Origin of the sequence: Prevotella sp. kh1p2, assembly GCF_900111525.1 — a bacterium.
In the GTDB taxonomy this organism is placed as follows: Bacteria; Bacteroidota; Bacteroidia; order Bacteroidales; family Bacteroidaceae; genus Prevotella.
This window is the reverse complement of sequence record NZ_FOHY01000003.1, coordinates 172,873-193,084: the sequence shown is the minus strand read 5'-3', so window position 1 is coordinate 193,084 and position 20,212 is coordinate 172,873. Positions and strand designations below refer to the sequence as shown.

17 protein-coding genes, 1 tRNA gene and 1 pseudogene are annotated in these 20,212 nt (G+C 53.8%); 6 read left to right on the top strand and 13 right to left on the bottom strand.

Translation table 11 applies throughout. The features are described from left to right. Positions 1 to 3 precede the first annotated feature (3 nt). Genes BMW31_RS03315 through BMW31_RS03295 form a run of 5 tightly spaced genes read right to left on the bottom strand, consistent with a single transcriptional unit; the run spans position 4 to position 7,067 of the window. A complete protein-coding gene (locus BMW31_RS03315) occupies positions 4 to 3,390 on the bottom strand; it encodes a type IX secretion system periplasmic lipoprotein PorW/SprE (RefSeq protein WP_410524421.1) in 3,387 nt (1,128 codons plus the stop codon). Then, positions 3,377 to 4,204 carry a metal ABC transporter permease gene (locus BMW31_RS03310; RefSeq protein ID WP_091820997.1) on the bottom strand — a complete coding sequence of 276 codons (828 nt, stop codon included), beginning with the start codon at positions 4,202 to 4,204 and terminating at the stop codon, positions 3,377 to 3,379. Before BMW31_RS03310 ends, BMW31_RS03315 begins: the two co-directional genes overlap by 14 nt. Beyond that, on the bottom strand, positions 4,205 to 4,618 hold the full coding sequence (locus tag BMW31_RS03305) for a hypothetical protein (protein WP_091820995.1): 414 nt from the start codon (positions 4,616 to 4,618) through the stop codon (positions 4,205 to 4,207). After that, positions 4,615 to 5,865 carry a 3-phosphoshikimate 1-carboxyvinyltransferase gene (locus BMW31_RS03300; protein ID WP_091820992.1) on the bottom strand — a complete coding sequence of 417 codons (1,251 nt, stop codon included), beginning with the start codon at positions 5,863 to 5,865 and terminating at the stop codon, positions 4,615 to 4,617. Before BMW31_RS03300 ends, BMW31_RS03305 begins: the two co-directional genes overlap by 4 nt. An 11-nt stretch (positions 5,866 to 5,876) precedes the next feature. After that, positions 5,877 to 7,067 carry a zinc-dependent metalloproteinase lipoprotein gene (locus BMW31_RS03295; protein WP_091820990.1) on the bottom strand — a complete coding sequence of 397 codons (1,191 nt, stop codon included), beginning with the start codon at positions 7,065 to 7,067 and terminating at the stop codon, positions 5,877 to 5,879. 151 nt (positions 7,068 to 7,218) lie between these two features. On the opposite strand from BMW31_RS03295, the gene BMW31_RS03290 reads away from it, so the two are divergent. Further along, positions 7,219 to 7,291, top strand: a tRNA-Pro gene (locus BMW31_RS03290). Positions 7,292 to 7,492: 201 nt separating this feature from the next. On the opposite strand, the gene BMW31_RS03285 is transcribed toward BMW31_RS03290, so the two are convergent. After that, the gene (locus tag BMW31_RS03285) at positions 7,493 to 7,984 is read right to left on the bottom strand and encodes a hypothetical protein (RefSeq protein ID WP_091820988.1); all 492 of its coding nucleotides are present in this window, start codon (positions 7,982 to 7,984) and stop codon (positions 7,493 to 7,495) included. 325 nt (positions 7,985 to 8,309) lie between these two features. Between BMW31_RS03285 and BMW31_RS03280 the strand changes: the two genes are divergently transcribed. The 4 genes from BMW31_RS03280 to BMW31_RS03260 all read left to right on the top strand — a co-directional run bounded on the left by BMW31_RS03280 (position 8,310) and on the right by BMW31_RS03260 (position 11,952). After that, the gene (locus tag BMW31_RS03280) at positions 8,310 to 8,813 is read left to right on the top strand and encodes a DUF4251 domain-containing protein (protein ID WP_091820986.1); all 504 of its coding nucleotides are present in this window, start codon (positions 8,310 to 8,312) and stop codon (positions 8,811 to 8,813) included. 3 nt (positions 8,814 to 8,816) lie between these two features. Continuing rightward, on the top strand, positions 8,817 to 9,944 hold the full coding sequence (locus tag BMW31_RS03275; RefSeq protein WP_091820984.1) for an energy transducer TonB: 1,128 nt from the start codon (positions 8,817 to 8,819) through the stop codon (positions 9,942 to 9,944). 8 nt (positions 9,945 to 9,952) lie between these two features. After that, the gene (locus BMW31_RS03270) at positions 9,953 to 10,780 is read left to right on the top strand and encodes a glycoside hydrolase family 25 protein (RefSeq protein ID WP_091820982.1); all 828 of its coding nucleotides are present in this window, start codon (positions 9,953 to 9,955) and stop codon (positions 10,778 to 10,780) included. Between the two features lie 662 nt (positions 10,781 to 11,442). Beyond that, positions 11,443 to 11,952, top strand: coding sequence for a toxin-antitoxin system YwqK family antitoxin (locus BMW31_RS03260; RefSeq protein WP_091820978.1), 510 nt, complete (start codon positions 11,443 to 11,445; stop codon positions 11,950 to 11,952). A 73-nt stretch (positions 11,953 to 12,025) separates the two neighbouring features. Here the strand turns inward: BMW31_RS03260 and BMW31_RS03255 are convergent, their stop codons facing one another. From BMW31_RS03255 to BMW31_RS03225, 7 genes and pseudogenes are all read right to left on the bottom strand, one after another. Beyond that, positions 12,026 to 12,772 carry an exodeoxyribonuclease III gene (locus BMW31_RS03255; protein ID WP_091820976.1) on the bottom strand — a complete coding sequence of 249 codons (747 nt, stop codon included), beginning with the start codon at positions 12,770 to 12,772 and terminating at the stop codon, positions 12,026 to 12,028. A 2-nt stretch (positions 12,773 to 12,774) separates the two neighbouring features. Then, entirely contained in the window at positions 12,775 to 13,395 is a 621-nt protein-coding gene (locus tag BMW31_RS03250) for a DUF4840 domain-containing protein (protein WP_177166262.1), read from the bottom strand. A gap of 61 nt (positions 13,396 to 13,456) precedes the next feature. Then, positions 13,457 to 14,050, bottom strand: coding sequence for a GTP cyclohydrolase I FolE (gene folE, locus BMW31_RS03245; protein ID WP_091820972.1), 594 nt, complete (start codon positions 14,048 to 14,050; stop codon positions 13,457 to 13,459). 1 nt (position 14,051) lies between these two features. After that, positions 14,052 to 14,747, bottom strand: a complete 696-nt coding sequence (locus BMW31_RS03240; RefSeq protein WP_091820969.1) for an SPOR domain-containing protein — start codon at positions 14,745 to 14,747, stop codon at positions 14,052 to 14,054. Positions 14,748 to 14,827: 80 nt separating this feature from the next. Next, positions 14,828 to 16,901: pseudogene (locus BMW31_RS03235) on the bottom strand (BT_3928 family protein). Between the two features lie 5 nt (positions 16,902 to 16,906). Continuing rightward, positions 16,907 to 17,464 carry a DUF1599 domain-containing protein gene (locus BMW31_RS03230; protein WP_091820967.1) on the bottom strand — a complete coding sequence of 186 codons (558 nt, stop codon included), beginning with the start codon at positions 17,462 to 17,464 and terminating at the stop codon, positions 16,907 to 16,909. Between the two features lie 82 nt (positions 17,465 to 17,546). Beyond that, entirely contained in the window at positions 17,547 to 17,954 is a 408-nt protein-coding gene (locus BMW31_RS03225) for a hypothetical protein (protein ID WP_091820966.1), read from the bottom strand. 85 nt (positions 17,955 to 18,039) lie between these two features. Here BMW31_RS03225 and BMW31_RS03220 point away from each other — a divergent pair, with 85 nt between their 5' ends. Continuing rightward, a complete protein-coding gene (locus tag BMW31_RS03220; protein WP_091820964.1) occupies positions 18,040 to 19,476 on the top strand; it encodes a CCA tRNA nucleotidyltransferase in 1,437 nt (478 codons plus the stop codon). Positions 19,477 to 20,212 lie beyond the last annotated feature (736 nt).

Here is a 20,212-nt window from a genome sequence, read left to right as displayed (position 1 = left end):
GTTCTAAAATCCTTCTAATTCGTAATATTCATCCTCAAGGTCGAAGGTCTGTTTCTTCTTCGGCTCTTGCTTTTTTGCAGCCGACTTGTCGGCCGGCTTGCTGCCGGGCTTGCCCTTGGTGTTTCTGACGGCGGTGGAATCTGACCTGTCATAACCGAACCCGTCGTCGAAGTAGATGCCCGTATAGTCCTTTTGCCGCAACGGCCTTGCAGGCTTTGCGGGCTTGGGTTGTGCCGGTTTGGCAGTCGGAGTCTTGGCAGCCGGCTTGGCAGGTGGTGCGGGTGTGGCTGGCCGCTTGACGGGTCCTACGGTCTCCGGCTGCCTTCGGGGCGTGGTGACAGGTTTCAGGGCGGGCTTTTCTGCGGTCTTCTGCTCGGGTACCACGATGGTGGTGCCCTGTCCGGAAGTTTGCGGCAGGTTGTTTTCCGGCTCTATGATGGTGCCCGTGCGGGGCTTGGCAACCGGCTCCTCTTCGGGTATCACGTAGGTGCCTGTGTTGATGTCGGGCTGTTCGAGGCCGTTGTCGATAATGGTGCCGTCGTCTAATACGTTGTCTATCTCTTGCTGGGTAGGCTCCGGTTGCTGCCCGATAGTGATTTCGGCAGGTTCCGTAAGCAGTCTGTAGGTGCTCACCTTGAGCGGAGCAAAGTGCTTGGAATAGAATTTGTCGTAATCGTCGTAGCTGAACGGAGCGCCCAAGAGTTCGAGGTTGGGCTCGCTGATGATGATGGTGCGGCTGTTGCCCAACCGCTTCACAATGCCGGCTTGGCGGTGGAACTGGCGTGCGTACTGCAGGGCTTCGTCGTAACTGCGGAAGCCTGTTACCTGCATGCGGTGGAGGCCGTCGACATCTTCGATGCTGATACCGAAGTTCCGCACGAGGAAGTTCGTGAAGTTGTATTTGGCCAATTCGAACAGTAACTGGTTCTCGTTGACGGAATCCGGCTTGTAAACAACCATGAAGACAAAGTTTGCCTGGCGGTCGTTGTTGAAGGTGCGTGCGGCTATGGAGTCGCTGTCGTTGAGCACTTCGCTCCGCCGGCTCCACACGTCGCCTATGTCGAAGCGTCCTCCGCGCAGCCTTCGTCCTGCGTTCACACCGTTCACTATCATGCCCGCCATCTCGCTGAGTTCGCTCTGCGGATAGTCGCGCACAAGGGTCTGCATGTCTGCCAGACAGCCTGCGGCATCGCCGCCGTTGAGCTTGCTCAGTCCTCCGATGAAGATAAACTTGTCGCGGTTGGCACCAAGCGGGAAGCGGGAGGCCGAGAGGCGTGCGTTGGCAGCTACCTCGCCGTAGCGTCCGACCTTAAAGGCGTTGTAGGTGGAAGCATAGAGCGAGTCTTCCAAGTGTACGCCGAAGCGAGCGTTGTCGCGGTAGTGCGGGTCGGTGAGTATGCGGGTCCACTGGCTGTGGGGATAGGCGGCTGACAGCTTGTTCAGGTAGACGTTGGCTATGCTGGGCATGTTGAGCCGTGAATAAAGCAGGAAGAGGTGGTAATAGGCATCGTCCATGTGCTCGTAATCGGGATAATTGTCGACCAGTCTGCGCAAGTTCCGCTCGCTGAGTTTCAGGTTGTTGAGCTCGTCCTTGAAGATGACGCCGGAGTTATAAAGCCCGTCTTCGAGTATCAGGTTGCTGGCTGCAAGCTGCTCGGGAGTAAAAGGTATCTGTGCCAGATAGTATTCGCGCCGGTGCGGGTCGCTCTGAATACTGTCTGAATACTGCTGGAGAGAGTCGGCAGAAGCTGGCTGGATGTCGAGCGAATCGCCCTCGGCGCTGCCTTGGAATTCACCTTGACCCATGCCGGCAACCACAGTTTTGTTCACGCGCTGCCAGTTGTCTATGTTCTCGCGCTTACCCCAAAGCCGCTGGAAAGTGGCTTTGCCTTGGCTCACAGCTATCGGATTGTAGAAATACCACACGCCTCTCTCCTGCTGGGTGGGGGCAACTGGCGTCAGCGGACCGTCCATCTGGTCCATTCCTCCGCTCTCTTGCTGCATGCGTTGAGCTTCTTCGTCGGCCTGTGCGTTGCGTTCTTTCTTCTCTTTCTGCTTGAAGGCGTCTATTACCCGGTCGATGGCAGCGTTGCGATCGGTTTCGTTCATCTTTGCCAGAGCTTGGAGCGAGTCCTGTAACTGTACGGCCTCGGTGTAGGGAACCAGCTTTTCGAGGATGCGGGAGCGCTCGGACAGCTGCTTATAGTCGGGCCGATCCTGATCAAGCAGGCCAATAGCTTCCCCGTAACATCTGTTGGCTTCGCTGAATTTCTCACGTTGCCAGTACAGGTCACCCAGCCGAAGCAGCAGCACACCTTTCTCTATTCCGCTGCGCGTAGCTTTCTCGTTGCCTTTTTCGTAGGCGTAGATAGCGTGGGTGGTATCGCGGTCGGCCAGGTAGATATTGCCGATGGCATAGTATATCTGGTCCTGATAGTCCTTGTTGTTATCCGATGCCGCCATGCGTTGCAGCCGCCTGATCATCTGCTTGGACTGCCCTGCAGCCATCACTTCCGACATGGCGATGCGGGCGTTGAACTCCAACTCGTAGGGCGGATTCATCCGCACCACGCGCCTGAAGGCCCGGTAGGCTTCCTGTTTCCGACCCAAGGCAGCCTGCAACTGCCCCATGATATACCACTCACGGGCCTTCTGCTTGCGGCGCATTTCGTGCTTGATAACCTTTTGCAGGTAAGGAATGGCCTTTTCGTATTCGCCCGTATGGATATAATAATCGGTGTAGGTATAGTCCCATTCTTTAACGGCACGCCAGTGGATGGAGTCGCGCTGCATGTTGCGAATTACGTCTTCGGCATCGTACATCCATCCTTGCTCAATGTAGCTTTTGGCCAGCCAGGCCCTGGCCCGGCCGTAGATGGCGGGCTGCGTGGCATACAGGCGGCTCATATAAGAAAAGGTGGAGGCTGCTTCTTCGAACGAACCCATGTGGAACTGGGCACGTCCCATGAGGAGCCACGCCTTCCACAGGAAAGGATTGTATTCCCTGCGATTGAGCCACTCGATGTCTTTGGCAGTCTTGCGGCGCTGTTTGTCCCATACCGGGCGGCGCCTGATGCTGTGCTGATGGATGGCTTTCTCACTCTTCTCCACAGCCCGTTCAAAGTTGCCTTTGCCCAAGTCGCGGCTGTTCTTGTTGCCTACGGTGTAGAGGGGTAGCAGTTCCGTGTAGTTGTCACGGTTGCCGTTCTCCTTTTCCAGAGAACCGTCAATGTAGGCTTGTGAGCCGTTGAAGTAGGTGTTATAGCGTGCATGGAACGAATGCCACCATCTTGACGCAGAGGTGTTCTTCTGTGTCGAGCAGGCTGTCAGCAACGTCAGGCAGAGCGTAAGGACAACCGGAGCAATATGTGTGGCGTTATGCGGTTTCACGGTTGCCGTTTGTTTTCTGACTGATGGCCTTGATGCAGCGCATGAGCAGATAGAGAATGATGCTTACAAAGATGATGGAAGCGCCCGAAGGCACGTTGAGCCAATAGGAAATAGCCAATCCGCAGAGGCAGTCTACCCAGCCTATGAGGATGCTGTAGACTATCATTTGCCTGAAATCGGAAGTGAGTAGGTTGGCTGCCATCTGTGGGATGGTGAGCAGACTGATGGCCAGCACGATGCCCACCATGCGCAAGGTAGAGACTATGGTCATGGCAATGAGTGCCATCATCATGTACTCTATGAAGGTAACGGGCAGCTGTTGGGAGCGTGCGAACACGGTGTCAAAGGCCACGTAGAGTATCTGCCGGTAGAACAAAGTGAACAGAATAACCACCGTGAGGGTGAGAATTCCGAGCAACCAGAGGTCGGCCGGCTCGATGGTCAGGATGCTGCCAAAGAGAAAGGAGGGAAGATCGGGCATGAAACCCGGCGTGAGGAAGCAGCAGATAATGCCCACGCTCATGCCTAAAGTCCAAAAAACAGCGATGGCCGAATCCTCTCTTACGTCGCCACGCCGCGACAGCCACTGCACGCCAAAGGCGCTGAGTACGGCGAAAATCATGGCCGACAGCACCGGATTGATGCCTGCGAACACGCCTATTCCTATGCCCCCAAAGGACGCATGGGTAATACCGCCGCTGATGAAAACCAGCCGCCGCGTCACGATGTAGGTTCCGATAAACCCGCACAGGATGCTTGCCAGCAGGGCGCCGAGCAGCGCATGGCGGAAGAAAGCGTATTCGAGTATCTCCATTTAGTCGTCTTGTATCATCATGATAACCTCGTCCTTGAGCTGATTGGGCAGGTTGATACCTCGCAGGATGAGGCTGCGGTTCCAGCCCTTCACCTCTTCAGGCCGCATGGTATGCAGCACGTAGGCAAACTGCTCTGCCTCCTCGTCGGTGTAATCGTCGGCCTCCCTGCCTTTGAAGGCATCCAGTTCCTCGTCGTCGTAATATTCTATGTCTTTGGTGGCTGCCTCCATCATGCACTCTTGTTCGCACTTCGGGTCCACTCCGTCGCACGTTGCGCAGGTGGGGATGATGCGGATAACGTCGTCGTCCTCATTGTCCCCATCGCCCTCTTGGGAGTTTCGGTTGTGTCGGGCCAACCAGACAAAAGCGACCACGACGAGCAGAAAGAGCAGCAGATAAAACAGATAAATCATAGACTTTCGGTAATTGTGAAGCCGGCTTGGCGCAAGTCGTCCCAGTAACGGGGATAAGACTTTGTCACGACTTCGGGGTTACGGATGCTTAATCCGTGAAACTTGAGGGCTGCGGGGGCAAAGGCAAGCGCCATGCGATGGTCCTCGTAGGTGTCTATAGGCTCCAAGGTGGGCTCGCATCGAGCTCCGTCCCAGAGCAGTTCGGTGTCGTTGCGCTCGTAGATAAGGTAGCCTAACTTGCGCAGTTCGTTCTTCAGAGCCTGAATGCGGTCGGTCTCCTTGATGCGCAGACTGCCCAACCCGGTAAAGTGGAAAGGCTTGTCCATCAGGGCACACGTTACGACAAACGTCTGTGCCAGGTCGGGAGAGTTCACGAAGTCGTAGTCCAACCGCGTCAGCATGCTCTCATGTCGGGTTAGCGTAACGGTGGTCGGCGTGCCTTGTGCCTTGTTTTCAAAGGCTGTACGGATGCCGAGAAGACTGAAGATGTACTTCACCACCGAGTCACCTTGTTTGGAGCCGTCCATCAGACCGGTGAACCTGACTTCCGAATCCATGCCGTTACAGAGTGCCAACATCTCGTACCAGTAGGACGAGGCGCTCCAGTCGTTCTCAATGAGGTATTCCTGTTGCCGATATGGTCCGGGCTTTACGGTAATGGTATCCACGTCGGTCCAGTCGGCATTGGCTCCGAACTCCCTCATAATCCACAGCGTAAGGTCAATGTAGGGGCGCGAGATGATGTCGTCGGTGAGCTGCAGTTCCAGTCCGTTCTCGAGCTTGGGGCCTATCATGAGCAGTGCCGAGATGTACTGCGAGCTGATGTTTCCGGGTATTGCTATCTTGCCCCCTTGCAGCGGTTTGCCCTTGATGAGGAGCGGCGGATAGCCTTCTTCGTCCACGTAGGCAATGTCGGCATCCAGATATCTCAGTGCATCGACGAGGGCGCCGATGGGCCGCCGCTTCATGCGGTCGGTGCCCGTGATGACATGCTCACCCTCCGTTACGCTCAGATAGGCCGTGAGGAAGCGCATGGCAGTGCCCGCTGCCTTGATGTCTATTTCGTAAGGCATCTTGCTAAGCGCCTGGATGATGACTCCCGTATCGTCGCAGTCGGACAGGTTGTGGGGCAGAATGTCGCCTCCGGAGAGGGCATGGATGATGAGTGCCCGGTTGCTTACGCTCTTTGAGGCGGGCAGCTCAATGGTGGTGTCTATATGACTGGGTGGTGTTATCTTGTAGGTCATGGTGGGTTGCTTTATTTTACAATACGTATGGGCAGGTCTATAATGCCCTTAACCACGGCCCGCGTTTTGACGGCAGCATCCTTCTTCGGCCCCGGGATGAGCGGCGAGTAGTAGAGCACGTGGCGCACTCTGTCGCGCTGCTCCTTGGTGAACCGGAAGCCGTACGTATAGGCATAATCCATGATGTTGGCGGCAAAGAAGTCGTCGCCTGCGCAGTTCGAGCGTGCCATCAGCATCCTTGAGCTTACGGTTTCGTTCTCAGAAAGCGAGTTGAGATAGTCCTCTATTTGCTCGTTGTAAACTATCCGGTTGTACGAAGGCGTGTCATTGCAGAAGTCGGTGTCGCCGCAAGAGTCCACGGCCTCTGCCGACGAGTCGCTCAACCGTTCCGTGAACGTGTGGTGCAGGCCCAGATAGTGGCCCAGCTCGTGGGCAACGGTCACGTTCACATCCCTTGAAACCTGGCCGAGTGTGGTCTCTTCTATCTCGTGGCTGCCGTTTGTGTAGCGGTCGCTCTGGTACAGCTGTCCCCTTTCATCTTTCCATGCGTAGAGGCTGTTGATGGAAGAGCAGTAGGCAAAGCCCAGGTTCGATTTCTCTATACCGGCCTGGCGGGCTTCCAGTTCATTGAGTCCTTCGAGCCTGTGGTCGCCCTTTACGGTGTAGGGCATGTGGCTGATGCCCAGCGTTACGCTGCCCGAGGCATCATCGTTCGCGAAGTTGTACAGCATGACGTTGATGTATTCGTTCGGCTTCCAGATGTATTTGGCGTATTCCCTCTTGGTCATCAGGTCGGCAGGGTCAATGGGGTAAGTGCCTGTCCACTTGATGTATTCCACGCCGGGTATGTCGAGCTTGCGCCCATTCTCGTCCCGTTCGGCCAGTACGAACTCCACTCCTAAGTTCTCGCTTCCGCCATCCGCCATGCCGTAAACGCCGCCGGAGTAGAGTTGGTTCACGTATTTAAGGATGTCGTGAATACGACTGGCCGGCGTGTATTGCTCCGGATTGCCTTTATCCTGATACAGAACATGGAAGATAACGGGAAGTTTGTAGATGTAGTTATCGGTGATGGTGGCGTCGTCCTCGTCCTGGTCGGCCGTCACTTCTGGCTTGCTGCCGTCTTCTTCGGCGCTTTCGCTGCTGGAGCAGGAAGCGATGATAACCGACAGGAGTATCACTAAAAAGAGGTTCTTCTTCATTCCTTGTTGTTTGAAAGTACAAAAATACAAAATATAATGTATCTACCCAAGTTCTTTTTCATGTAATATGATTAAATAAAACTTTTTAAATGAAAAAGTGATGCGGATATTTGCAGATGTCATTTTTAATATTTACCTTTGCACTTGAATTCGGGATTTGGCGCAGTAGGTAGCGCACACGTCTGGGGGGCGCGAGGTCGCTGGTTCGAGTCCAGTAATCCCGACATTCTTATTAGAAGGGAGTATAACCCCTGAAAGCCCGAGGTCTTTTGGCCTCGGGCTTTTTCTTTGCTTTTTGTCCGGTTCCTTCACGCTGTCTTGTGGCTGCCTTCGCTCCTTTGTTTCTTGACGACAGAGCGTATTGTAAGGTACCGATGGGGCAAGAAACCAATAAAGGTACTGCCGTTGTTAAATGAGGAAAGCAATTACAAATACACGGTTTTGCCACCAATATTTACAGGAACTCTGTCAGCGGGCATTCCCATCTCGTGGCATTTCCCAATTAGTTTACCATTCAGAAAAGTAAGATGTATCAGTGGAGGCTCATATATTACTTCCGGATTTCTGTAATTTTGCAGTCCATACTTCTTGTATATTTTCGGAAAATACTTCTTAACCACATTGCTGTAACGCGTGCTATCCAAGGTAAAAAACGGCTTTTCAAATCCTCTGTCGGTCTCTTGTCCCGCTAACATAACAAACAAGATGTCCTTGCCACCGACCTTACTTTTAAAGTGATAAGGGCAATGATACCAGATGTCATAGTCTATTTCCGTGCTAACCGTGAACCTTCTTATCGAGTCGTTGATGTTCTGGCAGTACACTCTTATCGCATAATCCTGCCCTTGGTGAATGGAATTAAGCGAATCTACACAAAATTTCAGTTCTTCTTTTAAATCCGTGTTGGCTATCTCCATATACAAATCATCATCTTTGTTATTGCATGAGAAACACAAAAATGATGCAGATAAAGTAAGTATTAAAGTCTTAAGTGTCATGGCCTGTCTATAGATTTAAAATAAAACCAAGAGTCTGCCATTCTTTAAATGGCAATGTTGCAAAGGTAAGCAATTAAAATATAAAATACCAAAATAATATAGGAAATGTTTGACAATGATTGCATTCCCGTCCCCCTCCGGCAGCAGTTTTTAGCCTCTCTGCATGCTCCGAGGCGAAAAAATGTGGTGAAAACATGGCGAAATCACCAAAAAGTGCTATCTTAGCAGAAAAATAACAACAGGCATGAAGAAATTGTTTTTATACGCATTGGCGGCTTTGCTGCTTGCTGCCTGTGCCACCTCGCGGCTCACTCCGCAGGAGCGGGCGGCCAAAGCGGCCGAGCAAGCCGACAGAGTGGCCGAAGCTATAGCCAACCGCCACTTTACGATAGCGATGGATTACGTGATGCCGCAGCGCGGAGCATCGCGCCGGATAAGCTACGGCTACGAACTTACGGTGCACGGCGACAGTGTTGACTCCTACCTGCCGTACTTCGGCCGCGCCTATCGCGTGCCCTACGGCGGCGGCAAGGCGCTTAACTTCAAGGCAGTGGCCAACAGCTACCGCAGCACTCGCGTGAAGCGCGACCTCACGCGCATTGAAATTACGATACGCAACGAGGAGGACGACTACCTTTATATGATTGATGTGTTCGACAACGGCAAGGCTACACTCGAGGTGCAGGCACGCGAAAGGGAGCGGATAGGCTTCTCGGGAGAGATGGTTTTCAACAAGGAGAGGAAGTAGAAGATGAAGAAATACTTGCTTGCCGTCCTGTTCCTGGCCGCCGTCTGCACGGTTACGGCGCAGCCGGCCCCGCAGTACAGCAGCGTGAGATACGTGCTCCGGCACCTGCTCTACCAGCGTGGGGCGGAGACCAACGTGATAGATATCAACGTGGAGTGGCCCGAACGGCTGGCTTTCTCGGAGCTGAGAGGCCTGCAGAACTATCTGGCCAAGCAGCTCTTCCAGGCCGATTCGGCCAGCTTCAACGCAGCCTGCCGGCAGTTCCTGCAGCGCTTCGGCCAGCCCGTAACGCAGCAGTTCGGGCAGCTGCCCGATGATAACAAGTTCTGTTACGTAACGTGCAGTCTGCAGCAGGTGGGTTACATGCCCGGCCGGTTCGTCTCATTCCGGATGGCGCGCGTGGTGAGTCCGGCCAAGGCTTCGGCCCAGCAGGGCGACACCTTGCAGTCGCTCTTCACCTACGACATCGTGAACGACCGCGTGATGGAGATGGCCGACCTACTGCGCGTGGGGCGTATAGAGAGCGGGATGTACGATGCCAACTTTGTTTACAGCCTCGCCGCGGGCGCCACCTCGCCACTGCCGGAGGAGGTGTATTCCATCCAGTTCCAGGGCGCAGCCATGCAGCAGGACGGGCTGCTCATAGACCTCATTTACGCATCGGATGCAGAGATAGGGCAGTGCGCTACCCGGGTGAGCTACGACCGCGTTGGTTCGCTCTTGGCAAAGGAGGCCCGCAAGCTGCTTAAAGGCAAGCCGGCAAGCGTACCTGCGCCCCAATATCTGCCTGAAGACACCGTGTCACTCGACGGATGGCGCGTGTACAAGACGGTAGAAGAGTACCCCGAATATCCCGGCGGGCAGCAGGCCATGGTGCAGTTCCTTTCCGGTAACCTCAATCTCTCGCCCGCCGTGGTGTGTGGAAACACCGTTGGCAGGATGATGGTGGCGATGGATGTGGAGGCTGACGGCAGCATCGGCGATGTGCGGATACTGCAGCCGAACTCGCCCGAGATAGACCGCGAGCTGGTGAAAACATTGCGCCTGATGCCCCGCTGGAAGCCGGGCAAGTTGGACGGAAAGGCCGTCAGCACGCGCGTAACGCTGCCCATAAACATCCATTTGCAATAACCTGAGCCATGAGCTACGATACCCGTCATTCCCACTCGCATCATCACCATCACCGCCATCACCGCCACCGCAGCGACAAAGTGCGCAAGCTGTTCAGCTTTTTGCTGGGGGCAGCGGGCGTGTTGTTCGCCGTCTTCGTGGTCTTTGCCGTCTTTTCGCCCGCTACGCTGCATCTGGTAACCGACCGGCTCAACCTCTTTGCGTCCGAACCCCAGAACCGCCATCTCGCTCTCGACTATGATGGCATCGACGTGTCACACCACCAGGGCGACATCGACTGGGACAAGGTGGCCGTCGACCCGCGTGTCCGCTTTGTCTACATCAAGGCCACCGAAGGCTACACCTATCTCGATTCGCTATACCTTATTAATATAGATGAGGCCCGGCGGGCCGGTGTCAAGGTGGGTTCTTACCACTACCTTACGTCGTCCAGCCCCGTAACGCTGCAGTTCCGGAGCTTTGCACACTTTGCCGCCAAGGAGAAGCAGGACCTCATACCCATGGTTGACGTGGAGCAGGAGGGCGTGAGCGGCTGGACGCACCAGCAGCTGCGCGACAGCCTGAGCAGGTTTGCCGCGCTGGTGAAAGCCCACTATGGCAAGGCTCCCCTTATCTACAGCTACGCCAAGTTCTACAATTCGCACCTGGCGCCGCACTTCAATGAGTACCAACTCTTCCTTGCCAGGTACAGTCCGGAGTCGCCTGTGGTGCGCGGGGCGGGGCGCCACAACATCTGGCAGCATACCGACCAGGGTACTGTCGACGGCATTTCTACGGCCGTAGACCTGGATGTGTTCGCCGAAGGCACAACGCTCAAAGACTTGATACTCAAATAGCGCCCGAGCCGGTCGGTGCCGTGGCGGGCTGAATTGTTTTCTGCGGGCTGACTGTCAGTCAGCCCTTTTCCGTCTTTTTTCTTTCCTTCTGCCAGCTTGCTGCACAGCCCCTGCAGCAGGGCCTCTGCGGGCCTGTTGGACAGGAGCATACGTTCAAGGCTCTTGAACGATGCCTTCAGCGGCCTTGAAGATGCCCATCAAGAGGCTTGAAGCTATGCTCTTGATTTGGCTCAAGTCAGCTTGCGCTGTGAAAGGTGTCGTTTGGTGGCTTTTTGCTGTTGGTAGGGTAGGGCGCGATGGCTTTTTGTCAGCCTTACCGGTTGTTGCTTTCGCAAGATGTAAATGTGGTAATATATCATTACAAAACAATCTGTAAGCATCCCGTATGGTCTTTTGTGGTAAATGATATGATTACAGGCTATAATGGCGTATATATCTTTCATAATGTCAGAATATACCCCTGTGAGAAGGGTGCAGATATCAAATTATAGCAAAGTGACACCATTTTATGAAGTTTTAGAATGAAAGCACGTCTTTAATTTACAATCGTTTTAGCGCTGAAAATAAATTAAAAATTATCGTTAAAACATTAGGCAGTCTCATATTAATTGCATATCTTTGCAGGCGAAAACAACAAGCAACCTAAACAATTACAAATAGCAATGAAGAAGATTATTCTTTTTACAGTGATGGCTTTGATGACCGTGGCTTCTTACGGCCGCAAGCATGTGAGTGAAAATGCAGTAGTAGTGGCCGACACCATCTACTACGCCAAGGACATGAGCAACGTGTCGGACCGCAGCGATGCAAGTTATTACCGCCTGCTGCTTACCAAGGGCGCCGGTATGAACAAGCAGGAACTCTTCCGGGACTTCTACATGAACGGCAAGCTGAAGGCCGAAGGCGGCTACAGCTTCATCGACTTGGGCAATGACAGGAATACGGTGCTGGACGGTGAGGTTACAACCTACTATCCCAACGGCAAGCAGAAGGCACACGGTACTTACAAGAACGGCAAGCGCGAGGGCTATTTCACGGTTCAGATGCACGACGGCAGCATTGCCGTAATGCAGTTCGAGGAAGGCGTTTCAAAGCACAACTACTTTACGGTAACGACTCCCAACGGCGACATGCAGCGCCGGCCGCTCTCTGAAATACAATCTCTCTTATAATATCATACAATTATCGGAACATGAAAAAAGGCGACTCGGGAGAGTCGCCTTTTTCTGTTGGTGGGCCTGCAGGTCAGAGGTCGAGCTCTACAGGGCAGTGGTCGGAACCGAAGATTTCGGTGTGTATCTTGGCATCTTTCACTTGGCTGCGCAGCCGCTCGGAAGCCAGGAAATAGTCGATGCGCCACCCCGTGTTCTTCTCCCGGGCGTGGAAACGGTACGACCACCAGCTGTACGTTACCTGTTCTGGGTACAGCGTGCGGAATGTATCAATGAAGCCATCGGCCAGCAGCAGAGTCATCTTCTCGCGTTCCTCGTCCGTAAAGCCGGCGTTACGCCTGTTGGTCTTGGGGTTCTTGATGTCGATTTCCTCGTGGGCCACGTTCATGTCGCCGCATACAACGACGGGTTTCTTGGCGTCCAGCTGCTTGAGATAGGCACGGAAGTCGTCCTCCCACTTCATGCGGTAGTCCAGTCGGCGCAGTTCGTCCTGCGAGTTGGGGGTGTAGACTGTTACGAGGTAGAAGTCTGCCGTTTCGAGGGTGATGACCCGGCCTTCGTGGTCGTGCTCGTCGATGCCCATGCCGTAGCTCACGCTGAGCGGCCGGTGGCGGGTGTAGATGGCCGTACCGGAGTAGCCTTTCTTGTCGGCATAGTTCCAGAAAGACTCGTAGCCGTCGAACTGCAGGTCGAGTTGACCGGCCTGCATCTTGGTTTCCTGCAGGCAGAAGAAGTCAGCATCAAGGGCTTTGAAGTTGTCTTCAAAGCCCTTGTTCACGCAGGCACGTAGTCCGTTTACGTTCCAGGAAATAAGTTTCATGCTTAGATCTTCATTTTTGATGTGAGCAGAATCTGGGGACTGGTAGGCAGACTTACGGGCACATCGTCGATGGTCAGCTCGGCTACTGTCAGCAGAATGAGCGTCTTGTTCTCTGCCTTGCGGAAGATACCGTAGGTGTAGTCAATGCGCTGATAGGGTACAAAAGTAACCTTAACCTTAACGGTTTTGCCGCCTGATACAACGCTCAGTTCCAATGGCCGTCCCTCTGTATAGAGGCTGATGGCCGTCTCGTTCATGCCGTAGTAGCCGTAACTAATCTTGAGCTTGGTGCTTCCGAGGGCCTTGAGCGCCTCTCCAACGGCCTTGACATTGCTGTCGGTGCTCTTGTTTAAGAAGAAGGCAATGTTGCTCAGGGGGAAGTTACTGACGGTGATAATGGAATCGGCCGACCAATTTACGTTGTTGATGGAGTCGTGCTCGGTAAGAGAAACTGCTGCAACGGAAGCACCCGTGTAGTTACCCTGCATGCTCAGCATGGCTTGCTGTATCTGTTCGTTGGTGTAACCGTTGTCGTCATCGTCGCTGTCAAGACACGACGAAAGTGTGAAGGCTGCCGTAATGAGGCAGGCCAACATCAGGATTTGATTGCTTAGTCTTTTCATAATCATCTTCTTTAAATAATATGTAAACGTAAAAGATGCCGGAATCTTGCATCCTTTTAAGTTAAATTCGCTTGGATTCTCCGCGCAGGAGGTTCATGAACTCCTCGCGGGTCTTGGCCTGGTTGAAGGCTCCGCAGAAGTCGCTCGTGGTGGTGATGGCGTTCTGCTTCTCTACACCGCGCATCTGCATGCACATGTGCTTGGCCTCTATGACTACCATCACGCCCTGTGGTTTCAGTGTCTCGTTGATGCAGTCCTTTATCTGTTGGGTGAGCCTTTCCTGTACCTGGAGGCGGTGACTGAAGATGTCGACCACGCGGGCAATCTTGCTCAGCCCGGTTATATATCCGTTGGGGATGTAGGCCACGTGTGCCTTGCCGTAGAAAGGGAGCATGTGGTGCTCGCACAAAGAGAAGAAGTCGATGTCTTTGACGATAACCATCTGGTTGTATTTCTCTTCGAACAGTGCGTCGGTAAGTACCTTGTGCGCGTCCTGTGTGTATCCTCTCGTGAGTATCTGCATGGCCTTTGCCACCCGCACGGGCGTTTTCTGCAGGCCGTCGCGGGTTGGGTCTTCGCCCAAAAGTTCCAGTACGGCCCTGTAGTGGGATGCGAGTTCGTCGAGTCCCTCACGTAATTCAGTTTCCGGATTCATATCAATATTGTACGGTTATTTTGCCCTTCACGATGGTTGCTGCACGGTAGCCCATGGCCCGAACCTGCCGGAGCATGTTCTGGGCTTCCTCATAGCTGCGGTAGTTTCCTACGCGGCAAATCCATCGGGGAGAGTAGAAGTGCACGTAGACGGGCTGGTCCGGGTATTTTACCTTGATGCTGTTGCCTATCTGCTCGGCACGTTGCCTGTCGGCTCTGGAGTTTCCTCCGGCGTATGCTTGTACGCGATAGCCGGTTACCTTGTAGCTCTTGCGCATCACCTTCTTGCGCAAGTCCACGGTAGGTATGTCCATTTCGCTATCTTCGTTCTTTTCGTTCTTCTTTGTGGTTGGCACGTTGAGCCTGGCAGCCTCGCCTCTCTTGTCGGCATTTTCCTTGAGAACGGGCTGCTCCTTCTTGGCCGAATCCTTGGCTGCCTTGTGCGTGCCGAGCGGATAGGGCTGCGTTTCTTTTTCGCTGGTTTTCTGCTGGTAAGTCTTTGTATCCTTGAGTGGCTTCTCGTCCTTTTGCGGTGTTGTATTGCTGCCGTTGACCAAATCGTCGATTTCTTTGCTCTGCTTGACGGTTACCGAAGCCTGTCCCTGCTTCTTCTGTTGCAGGTGTTCGAGGTAAGTCTGTGCGCTGGCAGCTGACACAGAGCAAAGGGTGATAAACAGGAAAATGACGAATCTCTTCATGTGATTGTTGATTTTAGTTGATGGTGAATGGCCGGCAGTGGCCGTATTGCCGTGCTGCCAGCCATGTACCTTGGGCCTGATTACTTCTTCCAGGCGTCGATGATGCCCTTGAAGTCGGCTGCTTTGAGCGAAGCGCCGCCAATGAGGCCACCGTCGATGTTGGGTTTTGAGAAGAGCTCGGGTGCGTTGGAAGCCTTGCAGCTGCCACCATAGAGGATGGAAGTTTCCTCTGCCACGGCCTCTCCATACTTCTGGGCAACGATAGAGCGGATGTAAGCAAGCATCTCCTCGGCCTGGTCGGAGGTTGCGGTTTTGCCCGTTCCGATGGCCCAGATGGGTTCATAAGCCAGGATGATGTTCTTCCACTCGTCGGCAGTCAGGTTGAATACCGAGCCTTCCAGCTCTGCCTTTACAACCTCGTTCTGCCTGTTGGCTTCACGCTCTTCTAAAGTCTCGCCGCAGCAGAAGATAACTTTCAGGCCGTTCTGCAGTGCCAGGAGAACCTTTTCCTTGAGGATTTCGGGTGTCTCTGCGTAGTATTGGCGACGCTCGGAGTGGCCGAGGATAACGTACTGAGCACCGGTAGACTTCACCATCTCGGCCGAAACCTCGCCCGTGTAGGCACCTTTAGCCTTGTCGGCGCAGTTCTCGGCGCCCAGTCCTACTACGCTTGCATCCAATACCTGGGCAACACTTGCCAGGTGGATGAATGGCGTGCAGACTACTACATCGCAGTTGGGCTTCTCTGCCTTCAGTGACTCGTTAATCTCCTTGGCCAGAGTCACGCCGTCCTGCAGGTTCATGTTCATTTTCCAGTTGCCTGCAACAATTTTCTTTCTCATTTTCTTTTTCTTTTTTAAAAGTTGGTATATCTCTTTTTATTCTTTGTTCCTTGGCCCTTACCCACTTGCTCCAAGACCACAACCGGTCAGCGAGAGTGAGCAGAATAAGCGGCAGGATGAACCAGAGGAATATCTTGGTAATCTTGCCTGCCATGCTGTTGGCCGGCATCCGGCCGATACTGAGCTCGGCGAGCGGGGCTGTGAGTTCCTCCGTCTGCGGCAGTTCGTTGTGGCTCCATTTGTTGATGACGGTCCCGTTCTTCAGCAACACCAGCCCCGGATTGCTCCTGACGATGGTCTTGAGCGTTGTTTCGTCGGTGGTGCAGAAAGGATATTCGGCCCCGGTAATGTCTTCCCAGTGGCTGATAGCCTGCTCGTTGCTGGCCGTGAGACAGTAGAACGGCACGTTGTAGGCCTGCGCGTACTCGTAAATCTGGTCTATATCGCCGAAGTTAGTCTCGTTGGCAAGCTCCAGATGAGGCGCTATGAGCAGGAAGGTGTAGCCCTTGTCGGTGAGCACCTGCTGCGTGATGTCCTCTCCGCCGGCCGTCTGTATGGAGAAGTCGTGTATGGGCGGAACGTATCCGTCGCGTGTCTGCACCGTCTTGCTGTCCACGAATTGCCAGGTAGAGTCGGGATAATTGTCGAGCGAGAATTCCTTTTTCACGCCGTTCTTCTGCAGGATGAAGGTCGTTTCAAACTGCGGTGCCTGTGCTCCCGGCGGCATTTCCATGCCCTTGAGAATGTTGGCGCCGACGTGATAGGGCCTGAAGTCGAACCACGGCAGCCTGTAAATGCTCACGGCGCTGGTAGCCAGAATGTAGACAATCGTGAAGTTTATCACTATCCACTGGTTGGATTTGGAGATGAACCTCACCATCCGCAGCGGATAGATGGCCACTACCACGGCGCACGCCAGCAGCACAATGTTCTTGCCGAAGGTTTCGGCATTGGTGAGCTTGACGGCATCTCCGAAGCATCCACAGTCCTCTATAGGGTTGGCAACCACGAGCCAGAGGCTGATGAGCGTCATGACCAGCATGAATATCAGCACCAGCCGGGAATTGCGCCGGCGACAGATGGCGAACAGCATGAAGATGCCCAGCGAGAATTCCAGTGCCGAGAGGCCTACCGATGTGCCGAGAGTAACCCAGTCGGGCACATATCCTTGCAGCGACAGTGCTTCGAGATAGTCCTGTATCTTGTACTGGGTGCCCAGCGGGTCAACGGCCTTGACATAGCCCGAGAAGATGAAGGTGACCGCCAGAATCAGCCTGCACAGGTTGGTGAAGAATTTCTTGATGCTGTCCACAAGTCTTATTTTGTCTGGCTCTCCTCATCCAGTTTGATGACGCCGAACACTGCATAGTTGATGATATCCATGTAGTTGGCGTCGATGCCTTCGGAGACCAGCGTCTGTCCCTGCAGGTCCTCTATCTCTTTGATGCGCTGTATTTTGGTCAGAATGAAGTCCGTATAGCTGCTCACCCGCATCGAGCGCCACGCCTCGTCGTAGTCGTGGTTCTTGCGGAGCATCAGCTCCAGCGCCTCCGTGGCATGCCTGTCGTACAGCTTCATGGCTTCGGCAGGCGTCATGTCTACAGTGTCAACATAGCCGTTCTCCGTCTGGATGAGCCCCACGATGCCGTAGTTAATGAGCCCCACGAACTCCGGACGGATGCCTTCGCCCACCAGCGACTCCTTTTTTATTTCCAGAGAGCGTATGCGCTTGGCCTTGATAAAAAGCTGGTCGGTGAGCGACGACGGGCGCATTATGCGCCACGAAGCTCCGTAGTCGTGCAGTTTCTGCTCGAAGAGCGTGCGGCATTCGTGCATCACATCCCTGAACTGCTGTTCTGTATTGTCCTTTGCCATAACTGGGTGCAAATTTACAGATTAATCGCGAGATAGCCAAAAAGTAGTGCGATTAGGCCTCCGGCTTTATGGTTTTTTTATATTAGTCTTCCTGCTGCCGTTTATGGATAACCCTTACGGTGCCGCAGAGGGCATCGTACCGGATTTGGAGCGAGTCGCGCCTGATGCCGATGAAATTGCGTTCCCTGATGGTTCGCGCTTCGTTAAACTGCCGGATGGCAACCTGCAGGGCCGAGTCGGTGCGGGCGATGTCGGCCTGCGTCAGTTTAAGCGATGCCTCCTGCCACAGCGTGAGTGCCCTTTTGCGGGCCTTGACGGCCTGCGGAAACTGCCGGCGCAGCGAGGTGATGGAGTCCAGGACAAGCTGATACTGCCCCTGCTCGTACAGTGTTTCTATCTCCGCCATCAGCGGTTCGGCCTTTTCATCGGCCGTCTGCTCGCAGGCGGTAAGCGTTACGAGCAGCAACAGAAGTAACAAACAATTCTTCATACTGCGCACAAATTTAATAAAAAATCGGGTCATAAAGCGTTATCTGAGGTTAAATTTGTATCTTTGCACCCTAAAAGCATAACAGATGAGACATCTCTCCAATGCCGATTTGGCACAACTACTTGATAAAGACATCTTCCATAAAATCTCTTTGGCAGCCGACAGTCTCCACCTTGAATGTTACGTGGTGGGCGGCTATGTGCGCGATTTGTTTCTCGAACGCCCGTCCAACGACATCGACGTTGTGGTCGTTGGAAGCGGCATCCAGGTAGCCGACGCGCTGAAGAAGCTGCTCGGCCGCAAGGCCCATATCTCCGTTTTTCGCAGCTTCGGCACTGCCCAGGTGAAGTACAAGGATACCGAGGTGGAGTTTGTGGGGGCCCGTAAGGAGAGCTACGACCACGACTCACGCAAGCCGCACGTGGAAGACGGCACGCTGGAAGACGACCAGAACCGCCGCGACTTCACCATCAACGCCATGGCGGTGTGCCTCAATGCCGACCGCTTTGGCGAACTCGTAGACCCTTTCGACGGCCTCTACGACTTGGAAGACGGCATTATCCGCACGCCGCTCGACCCCGACATCACTTTTTCCGACGACCCTTTGCGCATGTTGCGGTGCGTAAGATTTGCCGCGCAGTTGAATTTTTTCATCGATGATGAGACCTTCGAAGCGCTCTCTCGCAATGCCTCGCGAATCGAGATTATCAGTGGCGAGCGAATAGCTGATGAACTGAACAAAATCATGATGACTCGCACGCCCAGCAAGGGCTTTGTAGATTTGCACCGCTGTGGGCTCCTTCAGCTGCTCATCCCCGAACTTTCAGCACTCGATATCGTGGAGACCAAGAACGGCCGGGCACATAAAAATAATTTCTACCACACGCTCGAAGTGCTCGACAACGTATGCCGCAGCACCGATAACCTGTGGCTGCGGTGGGCTGCCTTGCTGCATGACGTGGGCAAAACCCGTACCAAACGCTGGGAACCGGGCGTGGGCTGGACTTTCCACAACCACAACTACGTGGGCTGCAAGATGGTTCCGGAGATTTTCCGACGGCTCAAACAGCCCATGGATGGCAAGATGAAGTATGTCCAGAAGATGGTAGACCTGCACATGCGACCCATAGCAATAGCCGACGAGGAGGTGACCGACAGTGCCGTGCGCCGGCTGATGAACGACGCGGGCGACGATATAGGCGACTTGATGACGCTCTGCGAGGCCGACATTACGAGCAAGAACCAGCAGCGCAAGCAGCGTTTCCTGGACAACTTCCGCGTGGTTCGCGAGAAACTGAAGGACCTGGAGGAGCGCGACTACAAGCGATTGTTGCAGCCATGTATCAACGGCAACGAGATTATGGAGCTGTTCCACCTCAAGCCCAGTCGCGAGGTGGGCGAGTTGAAAAAATGCCTCAAGGAGGCCGTACTCGACAACCGCGTGCCCAACGAGCGCGAACCGCTCATGCAGCTGCTCATGGAGCAGGCCCGCAAAATGGGCCTGGAGCCGGCTGGCCGATAGCTTCTGTTGCTTCTCTTTTTCCTCTTTCTTCCTTTTAATAGCTTCTCCCGACTGTAGTGGTTGGGGGAGTAGGTCTTCTTGTATCTTCTTTTGCGTTACCTCTTATATAATATGTAAAGCAACGGTTAGCAATGAGCAGTCGCGCGCGTTGCTGCGTTTCTTTCCCTTGGACCGGCGAGAGTAGGGGATATGACACCTTCAGCAGTTCTGTTATAGGCTGCTAATTAATCATCCCCTCCTCCGCCTCCCCTTTCCAAGGGAAGGTTACCGGTTTGACTTGTTGCAATACTCTAACTGACTGTATTTTGCCATCAATAGCCGTGCAGCAATGTTTCCTCCCCTTGGAAAGGGGAGGTTAGGAGGGGATGATCTGTCAGCAGGTTTATGAAACGATAAGTACAAGGAGAGGGAAACTAAAGTTATTGAGTGGCGGAGAGCGCGATTTTATAGTCTTGGTGGTGCCGTTCGTGAACTTTCGACACTTGTCGCACGATCGTGCGACACCTGTCAAATAATCGTGCGACAAGTGTCGAAAGTTCACGAAGCTATGCTTTGAGCCTTCAAATTCATTGTTCCGGCACCTCGGAATGCGCACGGCCGGAATGACGTTTCGGCCTGCATCGCGTAGTTGAAACGGTATTTGAAACCTCTCCCCCTTGCCAATCGGGAAGCAGGCCGAAAATGATATAAATGCCGTTCCTTCCTACCTGTTTTTAGGTATGTGCATCTAATAATT

Excerpts from the sequence above, each read along its gene's own strand:
- BMW31_RS03310 (WP_091820997.1), bottom strand. The coding sequence starts at position 4,204 with ATGGAGATACTCGAATACGCTTTCTTCCGCCATGCGCTGCTCGGCGCC.
- BMW31_RS03305 (WP_091820995.1), bottom strand. The coding sequence starts at position 4,618 with ATGATTTATCTGTTTTATCTGCTGCTCTTTCTGCTCGTCGTGGTCGCT.
- BMW31_RS03300 (WP_091820992.1), bottom strand. The coding sequence starts at position 5,865 with ATGACCTACAAGATAACACCACCCAGTCATATAGACACCACCATTGAG.
- BMW31_RS03295 (WP_091820990.1), bottom strand. The coding sequence starts at position 7,067 with ATGAAGAAGAACCTCTTTTTAGTGATACTCCTGTCGGTTATCATCGCT.
- BMW31_RS03285 (WP_091820988.1), bottom strand. The coding sequence starts at position 7,984 with ATGGAGATAGCCAACACGGATTTAAAAGAAGAACTGAAATTTTGTGTA.
- BMW31_RS03280 (WP_091820986.1), top strand. The coding sequence starts at position 8,310 with ATGAAGAAATTGTTTTTATACGCATTGGCGGCTTTGCTGCTTGCTGCC.
- BMW31_RS03275 (WP_091820984.1), top strand. The coding sequence starts at position 8,817 with ATGAAGAAATACTTGCTTGCCGTCCTGTTCCTGGCCGCCGTCTGCACG.
- BMW31_RS03270 (WP_091820982.1), top strand. The coding sequence starts at position 9,953 with ATGAGCTACGATACCCGTCATTCCCACTCGCATCATCACCATCACCGC.
- BMW31_RS03260 (WP_091820978.1), top strand. The coding sequence starts at position 11,443 with ATGAAGAAGATTATTCTTTTTACAGTGATGGCTTTGATGACCGTGGCT.
- BMW31_RS03255 (WP_091820976.1), bottom strand. The coding sequence starts at position 12,772 with ATGAAACTTATTTCCTGGAACGTAAACGGACTACGTGCCTGCGTGAAC.
- BMW31_RS03250 (WP_177166262.1), bottom strand. The coding sequence starts at position 13,395 with ATGAAAAGACTAAGCAATCAAATCCTGATGTTGGCCTGCCTCATTACG.
- folE (WP_091820972.1), bottom strand. The coding sequence starts at position 14,050 with ATGAATCCGGAAACTGAATTACGTGAGGGACTCGACGAACTCGCATCC.
- BMW31_RS03240 (WP_091820969.1), bottom strand. The coding sequence starts at position 14,747 with ATGAAGAGATTCGTCATTTTCCTGTTTATCACCCTTTGCTCTGTGTCA.
- BMW31_RS03230 (WP_091820967.1), bottom strand. The coding sequence starts at position 17,464 with ATGGCAAAGGACAATACAGAACAGCAGTTCAGGGATGTGATGCACGAA.
- BMW31_RS03225 (WP_091820966.1), bottom strand. The coding sequence starts at position 17,954 with ATGAAGAATTGTTTGTTACTTCTGTTGCTGCTCGTAACGCTTACCGCC.
- BMW31_RS03220 (WP_091820964.1), top strand. The coding sequence starts at position 18,040 with ATGAGACATCTCTCCAATGCCGATTTGGCACAACTACTTGATAAAGAC.